The 18,947-nt window shown below is 37.5% G+C and carries 14 protein-coding genes and 2 pseudogenes; 10 read left to right on the forward strand and 6 right to left on the reverse strand.

From position 1 onward, the window contains the following. Positions 1-301: 301 nt before the first annotated feature. Together F6K15_RS08285 and F6K15_RS08290 are read right to left on the reverse strand one after the other, a co-directional pair. Positions 302-496, reverse strand: a complete 195-nt coding sequence (locus F6K15_RS08285; RefSeq protein WP_293059613.1) for a hypothetical protein — start codon at positions 494-496, stop codon at positions 302-304. A gap of 97 nt (positions 497-593) precedes the next feature. Next, the gene (locus F6K15_RS08290) at positions 594-1,958 is read right to left on the reverse strand and encodes a serine/threonine-protein kinase (RefSeq protein WP_293059616.1); all 1,365 of its coding nucleotides are present in this window, start codon (positions 1,956-1,958) and stop codon (positions 594-596) included. A gap of 105 nt (positions 1,959-2,063) precedes the next feature. On the opposite strand from F6K15_RS08290, the gene F6K15_RS08295 reads away from it, so the two are divergent. The 3 genes and pseudogenes from F6K15_RS08295 to F6K15_RS08305 all read left to right on the forward strand — a co-directional run bounded on the left by F6K15_RS08295 (position 2,064) and on the right by F6K15_RS08305 (position 3,903). Then, complete coding sequence (locus F6K15_RS08295; RefSeq protein ID WP_293059618.1) at positions 2,064-2,198, forward strand: hypothetical protein; 135 nt, start codon at positions 2,064-2,066, stop codon at positions 2,196-2,198. Between the two features lie 158 nt (positions 2,199-2,356). After that, positions 2,357-2,716, forward strand: a pseudogene (locus F6K15_RS08300) (M23 family peptidase); the annotation flags it as partial. A gap of 100 nt (positions 2,717-2,816) precedes the next feature. Beyond that, positions 2,817-3,903: pseudogene (locus tag F6K15_RS08305) on the forward strand (RNA-guided endonuclease InsQ/TnpB family protein). A 651-nt stretch (positions 3,904-4,554) separates the two neighbouring features. Here F6K15_RS08305 and F6K15_RS08315 read toward each other — a convergent pair. After that, a complete protein-coding gene (locus F6K15_RS08315; protein WP_287242035.1) occupies positions 4,555-5,154 on the reverse strand; it encodes a sigma-70 family RNA polymerase sigma factor in 600 nt (199 codons plus the stop codon). A gap of 666 nt (positions 5,155-5,820) precedes the next feature. Here F6K15_RS08315 and F6K15_RS08320 point away from each other — a divergent pair. From F6K15_RS08320 to F6K15_RS08330, 3 genes are all read left to right on the forward strand, one after another. Beyond that, positions 5,821-7,134 (forward strand): hypothetical protein, encoded by a 1,314-nt coding sequence (locus F6K15_RS08320; protein ID WP_293059623.1) that lies wholly within the window; start codon positions 5,821-5,823, stop codon positions 7,132-7,134. A 53-nt stretch (positions 7,135-7,187) separates the two neighbouring features. Continuing rightward, positions 7,188-7,967, forward strand: coding sequence for a S8 family serine peptidase (locus F6K15_RS08325; RefSeq protein ID WP_293059625.1), 780 nt, complete (start codon positions 7,188-7,190; stop codon positions 7,965-7,967). Positions 7,968-8,703: 736 nt separating this feature from the next. Beyond that, positions 8,704-10,854: a S8 family serine peptidase gene (locus F6K15_RS08330; protein ID WP_293059628.1), complete on the forward strand. Its 2,151-nt coding sequence runs from the start codon at positions 8,704-8,706 to the stop codon at positions 10,852-10,854. A gap of 1,608 nt (positions 10,855-12,462) precedes the next feature. Here the strand turns inward: F6K15_RS08330 and F6K15_RS08335 are convergent. Further along, entirely contained in the window at positions 12,463-13,521 is a 1,059-nt protein-coding gene (locus F6K15_RS08335) for a dipeptide epimerase (RefSeq protein ID WP_293059631.1), read from the reverse strand. Between the two features lie 360 nt (positions 13,522-13,881). Between F6K15_RS08335 and F6K15_RS08340 the strand changes: the two genes are divergently transcribed. Then, positions 13,882-15,291 carry a serine/threonine-protein kinase gene (locus F6K15_RS08340; protein WP_293059634.1) on the forward strand — a complete coding sequence of 470 codons (1,410 nt, stop codon included), beginning with the start codon at positions 13,882-13,884 and terminating at the stop codon, positions 15,289-15,291. 111 nt (positions 15,292-15,402) lie between these two features. Continuing rightward, the gene (locus F6K15_RS08345; protein ID WP_293059637.1) at positions 15,403-16,251 is read left to right on the forward strand and encodes an alpha/beta fold hydrolase; all 849 of its coding nucleotides are present in this window, start codon (positions 15,403-15,405) and stop codon (positions 16,249-16,251) included. 49 nt (positions 16,252-16,300) lie between these two features. Here F6K15_RS08345 and F6K15_RS08350 read toward each other — a convergent pair whose 3' ends face one another. Together F6K15_RS08350 and F6K15_RS08355 are read right to left on the reverse strand one after the other, a co-directional pair. Then, positions 16,301-16,450: a hypothetical protein gene (locus F6K15_RS08350; protein WP_293059640.1), complete on the reverse strand. Its 150-nt coding sequence runs from the start codon at positions 16,448-16,450 to the stop codon at positions 16,301-16,303. Continuing rightward, the gene (locus F6K15_RS08355) at positions 16,444-16,668 is read right to left on the reverse strand and encodes a hypothetical protein (protein WP_293059642.1); all 225 of its coding nucleotides are present in this window, start codon (positions 16,666-16,668) and stop codon (positions 16,444-16,446) included. Before F6K15_RS08355 ends, F6K15_RS08350 begins: the two co-directional genes overlap by 7 nt. A 411-nt stretch (positions 16,669-17,079) precedes the next feature. Here F6K15_RS08355 and F6K15_RS08360 point away from each other — a divergent pair, with 411 nt between their 5' ends. Continuing rightward, positions 17,080-17,865 carry an SDR family oxidoreductase gene (locus tag F6K15_RS08360; RefSeq protein WP_293059645.1) on the forward strand — a complete coding sequence of 262 codons (786 nt, stop codon included), beginning with the start codon at positions 17,080-17,082 and terminating at the stop codon, positions 17,863-17,865. Between the two features lie 283 nt (positions 17,866-18,148). Continuing rightward, on the forward strand, positions 18,149-18,595 hold the full coding sequence (gene psbQ / locus F6K15_RS08365; protein WP_293059648.1) for a photosystem II protein PsbQ: 447 nt from the start codon (positions 18,149-18,151) through the stop codon (positions 18,593-18,595). Positions 18,596-18,947 lie beyond the last annotated feature (352 nt).

An 18,947-nucleotide genomic window follows, 5' to 3' on the forward strand; every position in this document is an offset into this window, starting at 1 on the left:
AGTAAGCATTCAGCCGTCAACTATCAGCTTCATTAGCTTAAATTATATGGGTTAAAAACTCAAAACAAGTTTTTCTTGTGCTTCAATTTATGGGTGAAAAATGTAGTATTAAGTTAAACATTTTTTTACTTCATTCATTCAAAAGCTGACTGCTAATAGCTGTTTGCACAGCATTCCGCAGGAAATGCTTACAGATAAAATTGCTCTTTTACTATCTGGCTCAATTTTCAGTTTTTGTGAAATAATTTTAGTCTAATTTTTTGTCTTTCATATAAGCTAGTGAAAAACATTTTTCTACCTCTTAAATTATGAGAAAACGTAAGCATTCAACCATTCGCGTTCGGCTTTCAGGAATTAGTAGTTCGAGGATTTGAATAATCTCAAGTCGTGAGCAAGTAGCTGATGTATTTCCTACTTTTAATTCTGTTAGACCTTTCAACTCTGATTCCTCCTTCACTCGGTAATAAATTAATAGCTGATGGCTGATAGCTGACACCTGTTTCGCAGCATTCCGTAGGAAATGCTTACGATAAAACTAATAATTTATGTCCGTTTTTAGCTTCTTTATCCCTCTTATTCTCTATAAATATTATTTACCTTCTATACAGCCAATCTTGTATTTCCTGAGCTAACCAAATACTTTCTTGTTTATTCGCTGGGTTAATAAGTGTATATGTTTTTGATTGGGAGTGTATTTTTACTTGATAAGTTTCTTGAGAATCACGAGAGTTATGTAAAAATACTCCATAAATATTAGAAATAGAATCCATTCTTTGATATTTAAGCTTTAAGAAATATTGCTCTATCATAAATCGATCGATCGATTGATTTCGGTCAAAACAAATAAAAGTTGTGGCAAATAAATGTTTAACGATCAACAAAAAAAACATAATTAAAGTTATGACAGCGAGGGATGAGTAAAACATTTCCAAAGTTAAGATAAATTTTAATAAAAGACAAGCTACAATAATGCTAGATAAACAAATAAGTAAAAAAGATATAAATTTATTAGGTATCTTTCTTTGAAACAGAGACGGAATGTAAATTTCTAGTTGTTCGGGAGATTTTTTCGTGATTTCGATCTGACTATGAGTTGGTTTAGCAATTTTTCTCACTGCCGGGACTTCTAAGGAAGATTTAGAACGCATTTTTCCCGTTTTTAACTTTTCTAATGCTTCTCTAGCAGTGGGAAAACGTTTTTCTACTGCTATTTCTGTTATTTGTTCAATCCAACTTACAAAAGAGGAATTAATATTTACAAGATGAGTGAATTTAATTTGAGAATCTTCTTGAGGTAAATCTCCAGGAGAAATACCAGTTAATAAATGAATTAAAGTTGCCCCCAAAGCATATAAATCTGATGCTGCAACAGCTCTACCCCAATATTGTTCTAGGGGTGAATAACCACTTGTTCCCACAACAGTAAAAGTGACTCCGGTAATACTTCCTTGAGCTTGGACTGCGCCAAAATCTACTAAATAAACATTATTATCTGCTCCCATAATTAAATTACTGGGTTTAATATCTCGGTGTAAAACAGGCGGGCTAAGTTCATGTAAATAAATGAGAATTTCCAGAATAGCAATAGCAATTTTTTTTACTTCTTTTTCTGTGAAGCGTTGACCTTTATCTAATAGTTCCTGAAGAGATGAACCAGGGATATATTCTTGTACTATCCCAAACCAAGGCAACCCTAAATCTGCATTTTTATCAATGGAAAAATAGTCGCGATATTGGGGAATGTAGGGATGATTAAGTGTTTGTAATATTTGGGCTTCTCGTTCAAATAGTTTGAATTCTTCCCACTGCATTTCTGGGCTAAAAGCTAAGAGTTTAACTATTACTTGTTCCTTGGTATTTAAGTTAACTGCTAACCAAGTTTGACGACCAGGAGCAGTGCGACCTAATTCTTGTTGGAGTTGGTAGGTTCCTTGTAAGATTTTTCCTGTTTCTAACACAGTATTATCCTTCGATCTAATGTGAGTGATACATATATACTTATATATTAACAACAATTTCATCAGGGCTGATTACTGATATGATATCTATTTGAATACTTATCATTGAAGAAGGAAGAAGGAAGAAGGAAGAAGGAAGAAAAAATGGATGGGGATAGTCTTCGACAAGTCGCTCCGCGTCTACAAACCCCAAGCAATTTTAAACACCGTGTAGACGGTGGGGTATTAAACCCAAAATAAAAAGATAATCAACAATACAATATAAGGATAAAAAGTTAGTCTAGATTCAATTAAATAATACTATACAGAGTATTTTTGGAGAAATTTTTATGGGAAACTAATACTATTATTGAGGAGTGATGAAATAAAAAAAGGATGAAACTAAGGATAAAAAACTTATGAAAATGAATAAATATTTTTACACCTTCCTCACAATATTAGTTATAACATTAGCCACCCAGTATTTACTTACCAATGCTAATGCCAATACTGTACTATTTGAACATTCTGTCATTGATAAGTCTATTGCTCAAGTACCGAACTCCAAGTTTGGCCTACCAATCAAATGTAACTTAGACCAAGACTGCTTTATTTTATTGTACAGCGATCGCGACCCCAGTCCAAATGCAGTAGATTTTGGCTGCGGTCGGCAAACTTACGACGGTCATAAAGGAACAGACTTTGCCATACCCGATGAAAAAATAATGGCCAGAGGTGTACCTGTAGAAGCAGTAGCTCCAGGCAAAGTATTAAGAGTTTTGACCTAGTTGACAATTTACGCGCTTTTGCAGTATAGTACCACAGTTCTCTGATATCAGAGAAAATACGGTCGTAACTATCAGGCCAAGAGCTAGAAATATGTACAAGTCAATTCATACAAAACTCAAACTCAATAACAAACAGAAAACGCTCTTGGCTCAACACGCAGGTTATAGCAGGTGGTGTTATAATTGGGGGTTAAGTTTGTGGAATGCTGCATATATTGATGGTTATAAACCTAATGCCCGTAAACTCAGAGAGGTTTTTACTAATCATACAAAACCTCTTTATCCCTGGATGAAAAACTTGTCGTCTAGAGTTTATCAATACGCTTTCATGAACTTAGGTGAAGCATTTAAGAGGTTCTTTCAAGGGTTGAGTAAATATCCAAGATTTAAGAAAAAAGGTAAGTCTGATTCTTTCACAATAGATAATTGTGGAAAAACAATAGAATTAAACGGATGGAGTCACAAATTACCTTTTATTGGTATGATCAGAACTTATGAACCCATTGAGGTCTCAACTAAAAAAATCACCATTAGTAGACAAGCGGGTTCATGGTATCTGAGCTGTAGCTATGAATTTGATCCTGACACTACACCCAAAAAAACTGATGTAGTTGGTGTAGATTTAGGAGTGAAAACCTTAGCTACACTAAGTGATGGAAAAGTATTTGAAAGTGTGAGAGCGTATCAGAAATTTGAAGCTAAGTTGTCTAGGCTGCAATACCTAAATCGTCATAAAGATTTGGGATCTGCTAACGGTCGGGCAGCACAACGGAAGATAGCTAGGTTGCATAGAAAAGTAGCAAACATCCGTCAAGACGCACTTCATAAACTGACAACATATTTAGCCAAGAACCACGGCAGTGTTGTCATAGAAGATTTGAACGTTAGCGGAATGTTGGCTAACCATAAGCTAGCTAAAATCAGTTAGCAGATAGTGATTTTATGAGTTTAGGCGACAGCTTAAATACAAATGCGAATGGTACGGAAGTGAATTAGTAGTAGTAGATAGATTCTTTCCATCATCAAAGACTTGTTCAAACTGCGGTCACGTCCAAGATATGCCATTAAATCTAAGAACTTATGACTGCCCCGACTGTGGCTTGTCAATAGATAGAGATTTGAACGCCAGTATAAATTTAAGAAATGCGGTCGGCTTGACCGTGAATGCCTGTGGATGAGTAACCGCCAACGGCCTCAGTGGAAGCAGGAAGTAAACATCAAATTGTCACGTTATGTGACGCTTTGTGTCAGTTTTATAGAGCAGTCAGTATAATTTGATTCGAGGCAATAAAGTATTAATAGATGTTAGAAAAGAGGTGCAACTAAATTAAATGGGGAGATGGGGAGATGGGGAGATGGGGAGATGGGGAGATGGGGAGATGGGGAGATGGGGAAATATTTGGCAATGGCTGAAAATAGAAAGTTTTTTGGAGATGTCTATTGTATGATTTCACAGGAGTCAGGAGTTAGGAGTTAGTGGGACTTACACAAAATCAAGCTATAAAATAGGCTCAAGCATAGATAGGCAGAGGATTTTACGTCAAAAAGGCATAAATCCGTATGGAAGCAGGGGTTCTAGCCATTTTTAAGGCATCGACGTAATTCCCTTGTCTAGATTGACTTTGACGCATTTTTCCTACCAGAAAATGTCTAAGTACCATTAGTAGCATTGAGAAAGAAAAGGTTTGAATAGCATGAATTTAAAAATTCGTATTCAATAGAAATGAAGTAATTTTGCGATTACTGTATAACCAGATTTTATATAATTAACACAAATTAACCTAAAAATTTGGTTAATAATAGGAATAATCACAACGCCCTACTAATTGTTAAAATCCCATCTCTTCAAGTAAACGACTTTCTAGCTCTTTCCAGCGCTTAGAAATAGTACTTTGGGTTAATCCAATTTCTTGAGCAAGTTGTCTTTGAGTTTTGCCCTGAACTCTTCCGAACCAAAGCTCCTGGTACTTTCGTTTTGGATAACATTGGTCAAGATTTTGGACAATCTGAGCTGCTTTGATGGCTAAATCTTCTATTTCCAAATTTTCCCATAGATTTAATTGGCTAGATAGTGTTTCTAGTAAAGGGACATCTGTCTCAGATACATATCGGTCTAAACTAATGCAATATCGATTTTTCCCTTGGTAAATGTAATCAATTATCGAATTTTTTGCTACTTTGGCTGACCAACGATAAAAATCCTTAATTGTGTCACCAGAAAATTTTCCTGCTTGAATTGCTTCTACAATTTTCAAGTAAGCTATCTGTAGAGCATCTTCCCAAGCAATGCTCGTATTATAAGTACGTTTGCGGGCAATCTTTTCGAGAATATTTCTGTGTTCAGAACTATTAATTAATTGATTCCAATAGTCAACTTCTCGTTTGAAGATTATTTGACTTTGAGTCTTTACAAATGTCTGAGAAAGCATAAAATACAGGTCCTAATATTTAAACTTGTGTGGCACTTACCTAATAGTTTTAGGAAAATTGATAATTATTTGTGAAATGCTTAGTATCAGGAAGTTTCGGTTGTAATTGACGACTATAAAAAATCAAACAGAAACACAACTTAGACTAATACCTCAACTAAAAGAGATAGTATTTCCAGGAATTTCATAGTTATGCAGTAAGTTTCAGCGTAGTCTAAGTTCCTTAGTCTAAAACTTGGGATAACTAGAAATTTATTAGACTATAGATATATTTGAGTGTTGAATCAGACAGTAACGCAATTGGTATTAATGCCCCAGAGATGGGAGTTATAAACAAGTGACCTCGACTTGTCAGTCCAAGATTCTTTACTATAAATCTGGGACAACCAGAAATTGATCGCACTATACATATACTTGAGTATTGAATCAGGCAGAAATGCTATTGGCATTAATATCCCAGAAAATAAAAATGCTATAACTTTTGTATAGCAAAATTTTGATCTACATCTAGACCTTTTGAAAAAAAGATTTTTGAGAAATTTGGGAATATTTTCTGTGGCGAAACCGTTAATAGTAACAAGAGGGTTGAAGCATGAAACAATTAAATGCCTCAACTCAAGTCAGAAAAATTATTCGCAAGAATAGAATTTCAACGAGAAAATAATTATGCAAGACTTTTCAAACATTGACTCTACTAGATTAACTCTAGAACCTGGGTTCTTGAAACCTACAGTTTCTGATACAGATCAAATTGCAGACATCGAAAATAGCGAACTGCGTAAGATTGCCAATGATGTTCTAGATGCAGCTAAGTACTCTTTTACAGCTGCGGCTGCTAATGTAGAACAACAGGCTCGTCCGGAAACATTGGAGGCAACTTTTCAAGAAGCCATCAAAGGCATGAATGAGGAGAAGCGTGCCAGTGTCCGATCCAAAGCCACCGAACTGACAATGGCACCTCAAGCAATACGAGAGATTCAGTTTGGACGTTACGGAAAACTGAGTAGCCAAGAATATCTCAGCATGGGAATAGATCGTGTTGAAGAAGCAAATGTCTTACCGAAACTCGAAATTGACCAAAAACTTCTGGGATTAAAAACTCCTGTTCTTACCTTACCACAAAGTGTTGCTCAAATGACCGATGCGGGTTTGCTTATTCCTAAAGATCAACTTCCGGCTAGAATTTCCAATCAAACTGATTTTGAGGGAGCAGCTCAAGAGGTTGTTAAAACTTCTGTTGATTCCGAAGTTTATGATGCAGAAAAACTGCAACAAGTTTGGGGGCCTGTCTACTCAGAAGATCCATTCGGAGTGAGTGATTCAGACGACTTTGAAGAACAAGCTGTTACAGACAAACTCGGATTTTATATCACGCGAGTTAAATGTCTTGATGAAACGAACCCAGAGTTCTGGGGAAGTGACGAAATTGCCTTGGCTGGTGTTTCTGTCGATGAAACTGGTGATACGAAGAAGGTTCCTGAAAAATTTATTGGAGGTGGATTTGATGATGGAGATCAAAAAACCTACTCTCCTCATTGGAAATATCACTGGTTCAATATGCGGGAAGGTCAATATTGGCCGAAAGCTTACAAGGTTTCTCTGATTTTGGCAGAAAAAGATAACGGAGGACTTTCCTCAGTTTTGAATACTATTTATGTCAAAATTCGGGATTATGTCAAAAAGGCGATCGCTAAGGCTGTAGCAGGTGCTTTATCCTCTCTAGTCGGGCCGGCAATTGCAAAAGCTATCGGACAAATTACAGCTTGGCTTGTAGACAAGCTGATCGGCTGGATCATCAATTTGTTTAAAGATGATATTTTCCCTGTCAAGGTTCTAAGTTGTACTGTTCCTAGTTTTGGTGCGCGTTGGTATTATCCTAATGGCAAATGGGGTAGCCCAACTTCTGGCATTCGTACCGCTCACTTCTATGGACATGGCGGTCACTACATTATTAACTATTACTGGAAGTTGTACGCCTAAGTGTCCTATCTTCTCGTAGTCTGAACTTTTGATCCCTTTTCCCAGAATTGAGTATGGTTTCTACCCCTTCTCCCGTGAAAAACTCGCAAACCCAACTCGATCTGCGAGAAGTCCTTCGTCATTTTACCTCTAATAGCAGTCATCCAAACCGACTGCGTTGGCATCCGGCTTTGAACAAGGAGGATGGAGCAGGAATGCGAGTCGCACTACTGGACTCTGGGATTTCCGGAACCGATAGTCAACTGCAAAGCGCTCAAATTCAAGCGCGAGATTTCACAGGGTCTGGTGGGGTTTTCGATCCCACTGGACACGGCACAAAAAACGCTAGATTGCTAGTTGCTCAGGGTATAGATGGATTTTGGGGACTAGTGCCTGCTTCTGTACTTTTAGTGGGAAAAGTTCTGGGAACAGGCGTTCCACATAGGGGTGCAGAAGCTTTAGCCAAAGGAATTCGTTGGGCTGTTTACGAAAAGGCAGATGTGATTATCATGCCTTTAGGACGAATTCGCGGCACAACTGTTGTAACTAAGGCTGTGCGTCTAGCAATCAAAGCAGGTTGTGTGGTTTTAGCAGCTGCTGGAAATAGGGGCGCTGAGACATTACTCTTTCCAGCTCGTTTATCTGATGTAATTGCCGTTTCAGCCGCAGATATTAATGGTCAACCCTTAAATTGGTGCTGTCAGATGCCGCAAGTCAACTGCTACGCTCCAGGCTTGGAAATAGGAGTTAGAGGCAAGTCTACAAGTGGCTCTTCGGTTGCTACTGTTTTGGCAGGAGGAGTAGAAACGCTCTATTTAGCTTCAGGAGTCAGGCGTTCATTAATTGATAATTGATCATGGATAATTGATAATTACCTCTGGTTAAAACCGTTACGGAATTGAATATTGGGAAATATCATTTCTTCTCTTGGTCTCATGGATATGGCGTTTAGCGTTCCGCACAACATAAAAAAATGTTCTATCTTCAGTCACTTGGGACTTAGGCATAGACCACATATATAGTAGAGTTGTTGGGAAATAACAATTGAATAATGCTCAAAGGCTTACTATATAAGCTTTTCAGGAGTTTAGGTATAAAAAAACCGCTGTAAACTTTGACTAATAAGGGTTTTAGCCATTTTTTTCGCTTAATTCCCAACAACTCTAGTATCAATAACTATAACGTTATAGTTTTCAAACTTTATATATAGTATTTTTGCGTAAATCCTATAACTGCCAAATCTTTCTAAATTCTCTTCCCTCCTAAATCAAATCCGGTTAAATAGACATTTGGTGATAATTAAAAATAAAATCAATTATCGTACATAAATTATTAATTCTTTCCCCCTACTCCCTACTCCCTCTTTTCCAGAGAGGTCTATTATATAACCGGATTCTATATAACTCTTAACTCTTGACTCCTGATCTAATTACACCAATGCTACCTCCTTTGATATGAACCTATCTTGATCGGGACTTACGCAGATACACTATATATAGTGCTCAAAACTATTGTCCAATAGTTAATGTCTGCTATAAATAGTGCCTTTGCCTAAGTCCTGTTGATAACAATTGAAGTCGAGAAAAAAAGATGACTGAAACAAAAACATTCAGCTTGTCGCCTCAACAGAAATTACGCTTTATTCTAGACTTGAGTGTTAGAGAGATAGAAGCGATAGTGCAGTGGCGTCAAATGCTCTCAAAAGTAATCAACCTTGAAGACATTAGCCTCCGCGCTCAACTTGATCGAGAAACTGTAGAGCAATTACTCCTAAATTCAAGCAATGTAGAAAAGATGCGATTAAATCCCAACCGAGTTAATCGCAATCAATTGGAACAAATTCCTCAATTAAAACCGGATCGAATTGACATAGTGTTACAGGGAAAACCCTATTACTCCATGACAGAATTGGCGGTTGCAACAGCTTTACCGCTTACAGTATTAGATTATTTTTTTGTCATTCCGCCTCTGTCTTTTCCTGACAAACCTGCCAATAAAGAAGTTATTTTAGAACCTGTAACTGGATACTACCTCATCCCCCGTCAACCAGATTTTGAAAGATTAGATCCTGCTGTTCAGTTAGGGTATGTTGAGAGTCTACCGATACCAGAGACTCTTGAATTTCGGATTGTAGAAAATAGTGATTTTGAGAGTGGTTCACAAACTGCTCATCTATTAAAAGCTGCCTTTGCAGGAAATGTTCACCCTGTCTTGCGAGATGTTCAAGGGTCTAAACTTTATCTAGTCCCTGGTTCTATAGATTTATGGTTTCATTTGAATACCCCGTCCCCTCGACGTGAAGAAATTATTCAGGAGTTAGGACTAGAAATTGTCGATCCTCGCCCTCGAATGGGCTACTACCGCGCTCAACTCACTCACAAACCTGAAGATTTCGATGTCACTCGGGAAGTGCTTCGGGTAATTTCTAAAGCGAACCAATTTCAGGAAGTGGCTTTTGCTGAACCAGATCGAGTAGGTTTTGACGATTTTCAATTTGATCCTTCTTTTCCGATCACAGAAGCAGAGGGAGATTTTGAAGCAGTCGATCGCTTCTGGAATTATGAACTGATTGAACTTGAAGCTGCTCACGCTATTACAACTGGTTCTCCTCTAGTTACTCTGATCGTGATTGATAGTGGAATTGATACTAATCATTCTGATTTAGTACCTGCTTTGCGATCGGACTGGCAAAGCCTCGATCTCAACTTTGAAAGGGGTATACCTGCGACTGTCTTATCTCCCCATGCTTCCTATATTGCTCACGGAACAAAGGTTTCTGGTCTTGTTGCGGGAAGGGGAAATGCTACTATCTCTCAAGTTAGAGGGGTTGCACCGAACTGTTCAATTTTGCCGATTAAGATTTCAGGGAGCCAAGGGTATGGCTTGAGAGCAGAAGCAATTTTAGAGAGTTTAACCTATCTCCAACCTAATGAACGGGGGGTTATTAATCTCAGTTGGCGTATTGATGGCGAGCATATTGGTATTCGCCAAGCTTTAATTGCAGCTCAAAATCAGGGGGTAGCAATTGTCTGTTCGGCGGGAAATTATACTCTGGGAATGCCTCAAAAACCTGATGAGATTCACTATCCTTCTGCCTATTCCTATCTTGATCCCCAGTTAACTGCATTATGTTCCGTTGCTGCTGTTGGAGCAGGAGATCGCAAAGCCAACTATTCTTATTATGGAGAACAAAGTGTGACGCTCTCTGCTCCTGGGGGCGAGCAAGGGAGAGCAGGTACAGCAATTTATACAACCTCAACCTCCAATAGTTATACATACACTTGGGGAACTTCCTTTGCAGCTCCTCATGTAGCGGGTTTAATTGCATTGCTATTTTCTTTGAAACCAGAACTCACTCCTCAACAGGCGATCGCTATCATTAAAGAGACTGCTGATTCTGTTGATATGGTCAATCCTTTGTATCTGGGAATGTTGGGAGCAGGTCGAATTAATGCTCGTGCTGCATTAGAAAAGTTGCAAGATGATTTTGGGATTCAACCTCCAGTACCACCAAGTCCAAGTATTTCTCACTATGACGATCGTGGTCGATTAAACATCAACCTGGCTACATTCGATGAACTTGTGAAACTTCCTTTAATTGAAGCTTGGCGAGCCAATCAGATTCTTGATTATAGGGAAACTCATGGCCTTTTTACGACTATTTGGAGTTTACTACTAATAGGAGTCTTCGATCCGTGGACAATTCGATCGCTTGAACCTTATATAACTGTACTTTCGTGAGTCATATGATGTCCGGTAGCATCGGTCTTGTATAGTAAATAGGCAACAGGCAACAGCTCCGAAAGGCAACAGGCAACAGGCAAGAAAAAAACTTAAATTTCCTGTAGATATCCACGCTAACTTTTACACAAACGATTGCCTTCGGACATGATATCATTTCCCAAAAAAAAGAGTAAACCCACTCCTAGCTCCCAGGAGAGGAAGACAGGAGTCAGGAGTCTTAACGAAGTCAGAAGTCAGTAGGGGCGATTCGCGAATCGCCCGTACAGAAGTTAACCCACCCCTACTCCCAGGAGGGGAAGAAATAATATTTCCTGATATTCAATTCCGTAGCGGTTAAAACCCGAGGTAATTATCAATTATCAATGGCTTTGTTGCATGAAAGTATGTAGCTGCCGTACTTGTTCCACATATGTACTTCATAATGCGCGGAAATTGCTGTAACTATTGGACAATAGATAAATAGAACATCAATGTTTGACAGAAAAAGGCTGAAACTTTTAGCTGTAAGAGCTTTGAGGTTTAATCAGCAGAGTCATAACTATTGGACAATAGATAAATAGAACATCAGTAATCGCCAAACACAGCGATATAGCTGCCGCACTTGCTCCGCCAACGCTTTCTGTGCAGAGTCATAACTATTGGACAATAGATAAATAGAACATCAGTAATCGCCAAACACAGCGATATAGCTGCCGCACTTGCTCCGCCAACGCTTTCTGTGCAGAGTCATAACTATTGGACAATAGATAAATAGAACATCAGTAATCGCCAAACACAGCGATATAGCTGCCGCACTTGCTCCGCCAACGCTTTCTGTGCAGAGCAATAACTATTGGACAATAGATAAATAGAACATCAAGCCATCCCGAAATACAGCGATATAGCTGCGGAATGGATGTTAAGAACGCTACTTTCATGCAACAAAGCCATTATCAATTATCACTAGACATCTCCAGAAAATAAATCTTTTAATTAGGGCTTGCTGATTAAATCTAAAAGCATTGACATATAAAGACAAGTGCCTTTTAGGGTCTGAAATACCTTGGTTTTCAGCTCTTCACGCTCATGCATGGAGCGTATTTTAGGCGCATAGTTGAGCAGAACAATCTTGGGACAATTCTTACTCCTACCTCTTCGCTCATTCCTATTTCTCCTGTCTTCCCCTCCCCTCCTGGGAGGGGCTAGGGGTGGGTTGGGAGGGGTTAGGGGTGGGTTGTCTCCTGTCTCTTGTCTCCTAACCCCAGCAAAAAGACTTTCCATACGCAAACCCTAATTAGAGCAAGCTAAGGATGCGAAAAATTCACCCTAAAAAAATCCTTTTTCGTGCCTTCGCGCGTAAAAATATCTTACCTGTTGCCTTTCGGAGCTGTTGCCTGTTGCCTACTCCTGCAAAAAATCTATATCTTTTTCGGAGATGTCTAATTAATGAAAGCTCGCTATTCCCTATTCCCTATTCCCTAGCGCTATATAATATCATGTTCGGATAATTAGTTATAAAAAACCTTCTCCCTTTGAAGCTTTCTTTCCCTTCTGCCCTCTGCCTTCTGCCTTCTGCCTTCCTTCCACTCAAGTATAAGTATTCAACCGAACATGATATAAGTCTGATTAAATCATTCCACCATTCAGACAAACTCCTAACCCAGGTAAATCATTTGGCAACAACCGCCCTTTTTCCATCACCGCACCAATAAACGGATCGTCAATCAAATTGAGATGACTATCCAAGTCCAAATAATCCGCGAGGGGAGCAAGTTGTGCTGCTGCTGTATTTGCCAAACAACTGTCAGAATAGCAACCAAACATTACTTTCAACCCACAAGCTTTAGCTACATAAACCATCCGCATAGCTTCAGTTAACCCTCCAGACTTCATCAACTTAATATTGATGCCATGCACCATTTCTGCTAAAACGGGAATATCCTTAGCGGCAAAACAACTTTCATCCACAAAAATAGGTAGGGGCGATCGCCTGTAAAGATGAGGTAGATCTGCGATCGCTGAAATAGCAGCTAACGGTTGTTCCACATAAATAACCCCAACTGTAGCCAACCAGTCACACATTTTCACTGCATCCTCCAGACTCCAACCTCCATTAGCATCTACATATAACAAAGCATCTGCGGGCGCTTCTTCTTTGACTGCCATCAACATTGCTTTGTCTGCTTCAATACCTTCCGGACTACCTAATTTTACTTTCAACACCCGCGCATCAATAAATTCTAGCCAGTTCCGCACCCTCTGTTTAGCAGCTTCGGGGGTGCTGATACCAATAGTAACTGAGATAGGAACAATGTGATTTCGTTCTAACCCCCAAAGTCGCCATAAAGGCAACCCAACTTTTTTACCTACCCAGTCATACAAAGCCATATCAATAGCTGCTCTAGCGGCGGATGGTATTTCCAACTCTATCAAGACTTGCTCTATTTGTTGTCTGTCAAGTGGAGTAAACTTTTTTAGAGTAGGGGTAAGTTGCTCTAAAGCTTGCTGTAAAATTTTTGTAGTTTGTGGTTTTTCCCCTGAAGAAAAAGGTGAAGCTTCTCCCCAACCTTCGATACCTTCTTGTTGTATTTTTACCAAAATGTTGTTACTTTCGGCGGTAGTTCCTCGACTAATAGTTAAAGGAAATCTTTTATGGACAGTAAATGTTTGAATCTGAATTTGCATAATTAGTAAATTTAATAATTCTTTGCCAGCTTACATTAATTTGGTAAATTTTTGCTATAATAGCTAGGATATTTCTTAGGAGTCAACCCACGCCTAATCCCTCCCAGGAGGGGAAGTCAGGAGTCAGAATGAATAGCTTCAATGCCAGTGTTGAAATAGGAAATTCTGTTTTTAGATTAATGTGAATTACTCAGAGCTAAAATAGAATAAACACTTTTCTATAAAATAGTGAATATGACCGAAAATTTCTGGTCTCAAATCTCCCCTTTTAAGGGTACAAAAAAAAGAGAATATTCCATATTTAAAGCCTCCCTATTACAGTAGGTTCTGATAACTGATAATTGATAATTGATAACTGAAATGACTGTACACCAACCTAATGATATTATTGCTCAACGATATCGTATTGTCACTGCTTTGGGAAAAGGAGGAATGGGAATTACTTATGAAGCAGAAGACCTGACAAATTATCAGCGAGTAGCGCTTAAAGCTGTTTCTTTACAACAAGCAAAAGACTGGAAAATATTAGAACTTTTTGAGAGAGAAGCTAAAGTTCTCGCCAATTTACATCATCCTCAAATTCCCAAATATTTGAATTATTTTTATATTGATACAGAGCAAGATAGATGCTTTTATTTAATTCGTGAATTAGTGTCGGGAAATTCCTTAGCAACTTGGGTGGAAAAAGGTTGGCATCCGACAGAAATACAAATTCAAAATATTGCGATTCAAATCTTAAAAATTCTCAGTTATTTACATCAATTAAATCCGCCAATAATTCACCGGGATATTAAACCAGAAAATATTATTTTACAGCCTGATGGTCAAGTATTTTTAGTAGATTTTGGGGCAGTTAAAGATATTTATCGGAATACAATGTCTTTTAGTGGAACCTTTGTAGGAACTATTGGATATATGCCACTAGAACAATTACGAGGAAAAGCTTATTATGCCTCAGATTTATATAGTTTAGGTGCAACTTTATTGTATTTATTAACTCATCGTTCCCCAGATGAATTACCTCAAAAAAGAATGAAAATAGATTTTCGTTCTTGTGTGGAAATTTCACCGGAATTTATGAATTGGTTAGATGTAATATTAGAACCTATATGGGAAGATAGATTTCAGTCGGCAACAGCAGCTTTGAATGTACTTAGTAATAATTCAGAAAATATTTATATTTATGACGATCGTTCTGTGGTTAAATCTACTCACCAAAAACCTGAAGGCAGTGAAGTAACTCTGAAAAAAACATCTAGTAGCTTAATTATTAACATTCCATCTGTGGCTTCTTCAAAATCGGTAAAAATTGCCTTGTGTTGTATGGCTGTTATATTTTGTATTATTAACTTATTTGTGTATAACTTATTTTTGTCACAATCACTCAATGATAATAGCTCTAGAATAGGAGCTATTATCGGGTTATTAATAGGTAATTTGGTTTACTTACCTTTCTTAAAATTAGGTTTTGGAAATTATATTAAAATAGCTAAAAATAAGTTTTTGATTAATTGGAGATTTTGGTTTTTTAGTCGTACAATTACAGCTCAAACAAAATATATAAAAAAAGTTTATTTGAACAAAGATTTATTTATTAGTAACCCAAATAGTCAAAAAACAACAAATATAACATTTTATTTATTGAAACCTAGAAAAGAATATGGATTTGGCTATATCCTGACTCAAAAAGAACAAAAATGGTTATTTGCTGAAATCAAAGATTTTCTAGAACAATTAAAGGCTCAGGAAAGCCTCAAAAAACTACAATAAAAATTATTGGATTAGGGAACAGTACACAATAAATTGATATTTCATTCTTCCTGTTGTTCATCAAATGATATAATCACCATATTCATTTATTGGTTAACAGATAAAAATATCGTGTCAATTGAGAAAAAAAATATACAAGTCGGTTCTCTAGAATGGTTTTATCGGGAAGCTAAACCCGATGACGAAACAGATAAATTACCAATTTTACTATTACATGGATTTCCTTCTCAAAGTCATAGTTGGACTGCTATGATGCCCGAATTAGCTGAAGCAGGTTATCGAGCGATCGCTCCAGACTGGATAGGTTGTGGTTTATCCCCTAAATTAGATAAACGAGATTTTTCCTACAAACCAGAAGCTTTTATTCAGGCTTTAGCAGAATTAATTGATGCTCTAGAAATTGAACGATTTTATCTAGTTATTCAAGGATTTTTAGGCTCTGTTGGTTTACAATATGCTTTGCAAAATCGAGAAAAGATTGAGCGTTTAACTATTTTAAATACACCACTTTCTTCTACAGCAAAATTACCTTGGCAAATGAAACAATTAGGCATACCTTTAGTTGGTGATATGCTCGTTCAAGACCCTCTATTTGTCGATAGAACTTTAGAAAAAGGCAGTTGTTTAACAGTTGCTGATGAAGATTTAGATGTCTATCGTAGTCCTTATCTAAAAAGTTCTGCTGCTGGTAGATCCGTATCAGCAATTGTGCAAAATTTAGACTTAAAAAAGTCAATGACAGAAATTGAATCTGGCTTTAAAGGGTGGCAACAACCTACATTAATTGTTTGGGGAACTAAAGACCCTTGGTTAGATATTAGTCAAGCTGAAAACTTAGTTAATATTTGTGAAAATGGAAAGTTAGTTAAATTAGCAGAAGCTGCACATTATCCTCAAGAACATTGGTCTGGAGATATTACAGATGAACTACTGTTATTTTTGAGGAAGAAAGAAGTTTAGCTTCCTGGGGTGAAATAATTCATTGCTTAGGGGTGGGTCCCCCACTCCCCTACTCCCCCACAATGCCAAAATGTAGCAAATATTTATCAAATTGGTATAAAGGGAAGGCTTGAAACCTAATTTTCTGGTCAGCATTAATCAAACCCACCCCAGCACCTTGAATAATTTTTCTTGACTTTTTCGTGACAATAGCTACCACTTGTCTAAGAATTTTTCTAACTTTTCTTTTTCCTGAGCAAGATACTCATCTGTTTTATTCAAAAGTGCTTGTAAAGTTGTCTCCCTCGCATCATCCATTGCCAGTAATGGGTCTTTGAGGGGTAACTGTAGACGAATATATTGCGATCGCTCGTCATTATTACTAACACCTATAATTTGTTCGGCAACATATTGATGTATATCAGTTGGTGCATCCATGAAAATATCTGCAATACTTACAGCCCATTGAATTTTTCCCCATCCTCTAGATTGTTCCCAGGAAATTGGGGATGCTGGGTCTCCAGTACCAATAGATATTACTTTAATTTGCTCAATTACGTCAAGTCATAATATAACCTCCGGTATTTATTTTGATTAATCTACCAAAACTGCTGGAAATTTTACTATTTAGTAAATATTTAATAAAATTTATATTCCTTTATACTATGATTAATTATGTAATGTAATTTTATAACCAGGACTTGCGCACGGAGACTAAATCAAGTGAGGGCGCAATTCGGAGCTTGGCGGAACGCCAATGCCATTCGCCCCTACATATAGCGTTTTCAAGGTGAATTTGCGTAATTCCTGATAACTTTACTTTACATAACTAATCTCAAATCAAATAAAATGAAAACTGCATTAATTACAGGTGCTTCTTCTGGAATTGGTGAAATTTTTGCCAAAGAATTAGCAAGTAGAAAAACTAATTTAGTATTGGTAGCTCGTTCTGAGGATAAACTACAACAATTAGCAAATCAATTACAAAGTCAATATCAAATTCAGGCTGATGTAATAATTCAAGATTTAACAGCACCAGCAGCAACAAATTCTATATTTGAGACAGTGTTTCAGAAAGGATTAAATATCGATTTATTAGTAAATAATGCTGGTTTCGGTGACTATGGAAATTTTACCGAGAGAACTCTAGAAAAGCAAGTTAATATGATTCAATTAAATATTACTGCTTTAGTAGAATTAACACATTTATTTTTACCTCGAATGCAACAAAATAAGTCCGGGGCAATTATTAATGTTTCCTCAATTGGTGGTTTTCAACCTTTGCCTTATATGTCAGTTTATGGTGCAACAAAAGCATTTGTTTTGAGTTTTAGTGAGGCATTGTGGGCAGAAAATCAAGATTCAGGGGTGAAAATATTAGCACTTTGCCCTGGACCGACAGAATCAGAATTTTTCCAAAGAGCAGAATTTCCTAAGTCTGTAGGTGGAGCTTCCATGTCAAAATTGACCCCTACAGAAGAAGTAGTAAAAGATGCTCTTCAAGCCTTAGAAAAAAATCAGTCTAATGCTGTGACAGGAGGCTTTTTAAATCAGGTAATTGTTAATGCTTCTCGTTTTTTCCCACGAGAGACTTTAGTCAGTGTAGTAGAAAAGCAGTTTAGAAGTATTAAATGAACGAAGGCAGAAGGCAGAAGGCAGAAGGAACAATTTTACCGAATAATTAATAATTAATAATTAAATAATTCGCGCCTTGAAACCTCCCCTTTTAAGGGGAAAATAAAGAAGTAATATTTCCTTATATTCAATTGCGTAACGGTTTTAACCAGAGGTAATTATCAATTATCAATTAATGAACTCTGCCTTTCCTAATAAGTATATATACTCCCCTTGCCAAAATGGTCGTTTCCATTTTTAATCTAAGATGGAATATTCAATTTAGTAGATAAATTCAAAGAGGATGATGTTAAATAAACGCTCAATAGTAGCATGGATGATGGCGCTGTTAGTAGCGTTTTTGGCGAGCTGTGGGTCTCCTGCTCCACCGCCAACCTACTCAGATGCTCAATTACAAAAAATTGAACAGTACACAACGGGAATAGTCGCTTTGCGCGATCGCATGGATGAACTAAAAACCCTAATTCAAAAGGAAGATTGGGTCAATGTAGATACATTTATTCATGGGCCTTTAGGAGACTTGCGGAGCAAGACTAACTATTTGACCCAAAGTTTGTTATTACCAAAAGATAAAACACCTGTATTGGATGCAGCAAAGGAAGTATTTCAGGATTTAGAAGAAATTGATGTTGCAGCAGCAGCAGGTGACAAACTGCAAGCGACTAATGAGTATAAAAAAGCAATAGCAGATTTTGACACTTTCTTCGGTTTGATACCTAAAAGTAATTAAATAGGGTCTGCTGAAAAAGTCTTATGGATGAGGGTAGGAGACAACCCACCCACAGGCCCCGACCGTGGAGGGGAAAGACCGAGACAGGAGAAATGGGAATGAACCAGGAGGTAGGAGCGGGCGTTTTGTAAGAATGATTTATCGGCCCTACTCTGGCCTAAAATACGCTCCTTTTTGAACGTGAAGAGCTGACTCCCAGGCACTTTTTAAATGCCCCAAAAAGGCACTTACCTTTATCTGTAAATACTTTTAGATTTAATCAGCAAGCCCTAAATAAGTAATCAGCACTCAGCAGTAAATGTTTAGAAGGAGATTTCACTGCTCGACGCACTTTCCGGTTTATAGAAGCCGG

Origin of the sequence: Okeania sp. SIO2B3, assembly GCF_010672525.1 — a bacterium.
Taxonomy (GTDB): Bacteria; Cyanobacteriota; Cyanobacteriia; order Cyanobacteriales; family Microcoleaceae; genus Okeania.

Bases quoted from the DNA above. Each gene is read 5' to 3' on its own strand.
- psbQ (WP_293059648.1), top strand. From the start codon at position 18,149: ATGATGTTAAATAAACGCTCAATAGTAGCATGGATGATGGCGCTGTTA.
- F6K15_RS08355 (WP_293059642.1), bottom strand. From the start codon at position 16,668: ATGGATGCACCAACTGATATACATCAATATGTTGCCGAACAAATTATA.
- F6K15_RS08360 (WP_293059645.1), top strand. From the start codon at position 17,080: ATGAAAACTGCATTAATTACAGGTGCTTCTTCTGGAATTGGTGAAATT.
- F6K15_RS08315 (WP_287242035.1), bottom strand. From the start codon at position 5,154: ATGCTTTCTCAGACATTTGTAAAGACTCAAAGTCAAATAATCTTCAAA.
- F6K15_RS08335 (WP_293059631.1), bottom strand. From the start codon at position 13,521: ATGCAAATTCAGATTCAAACATTTACTGTCCATAAAAGATTTCCTTTA.
- F6K15_RS08325 (WP_293059625.1), top strand. From the start codon at position 7,188: ATGGTTTCTACCCCTTCTCCCGTGAAAAACTCGCAAACCCAACTCGAT.
- F6K15_RS08330 (WP_293059628.1), top strand. From the start codon at position 8,704: ATGACTGAAACAAAAACATTCAGCTTGTCGCCTCAACAGAAATTACGC.
- F6K15_RS08320 (WP_293059623.1), top strand. From the start codon at position 5,821: ATGCAAGACTTTTCAAACATTGACTCTACTAGATTAACTCTAGAACCT.
- F6K15_RS08340 (WP_293059634.1), top strand. From the start codon at position 13,882: ATGACTGTACACCAACCTAATGATATTATTGCTCAACGATATCGTATT.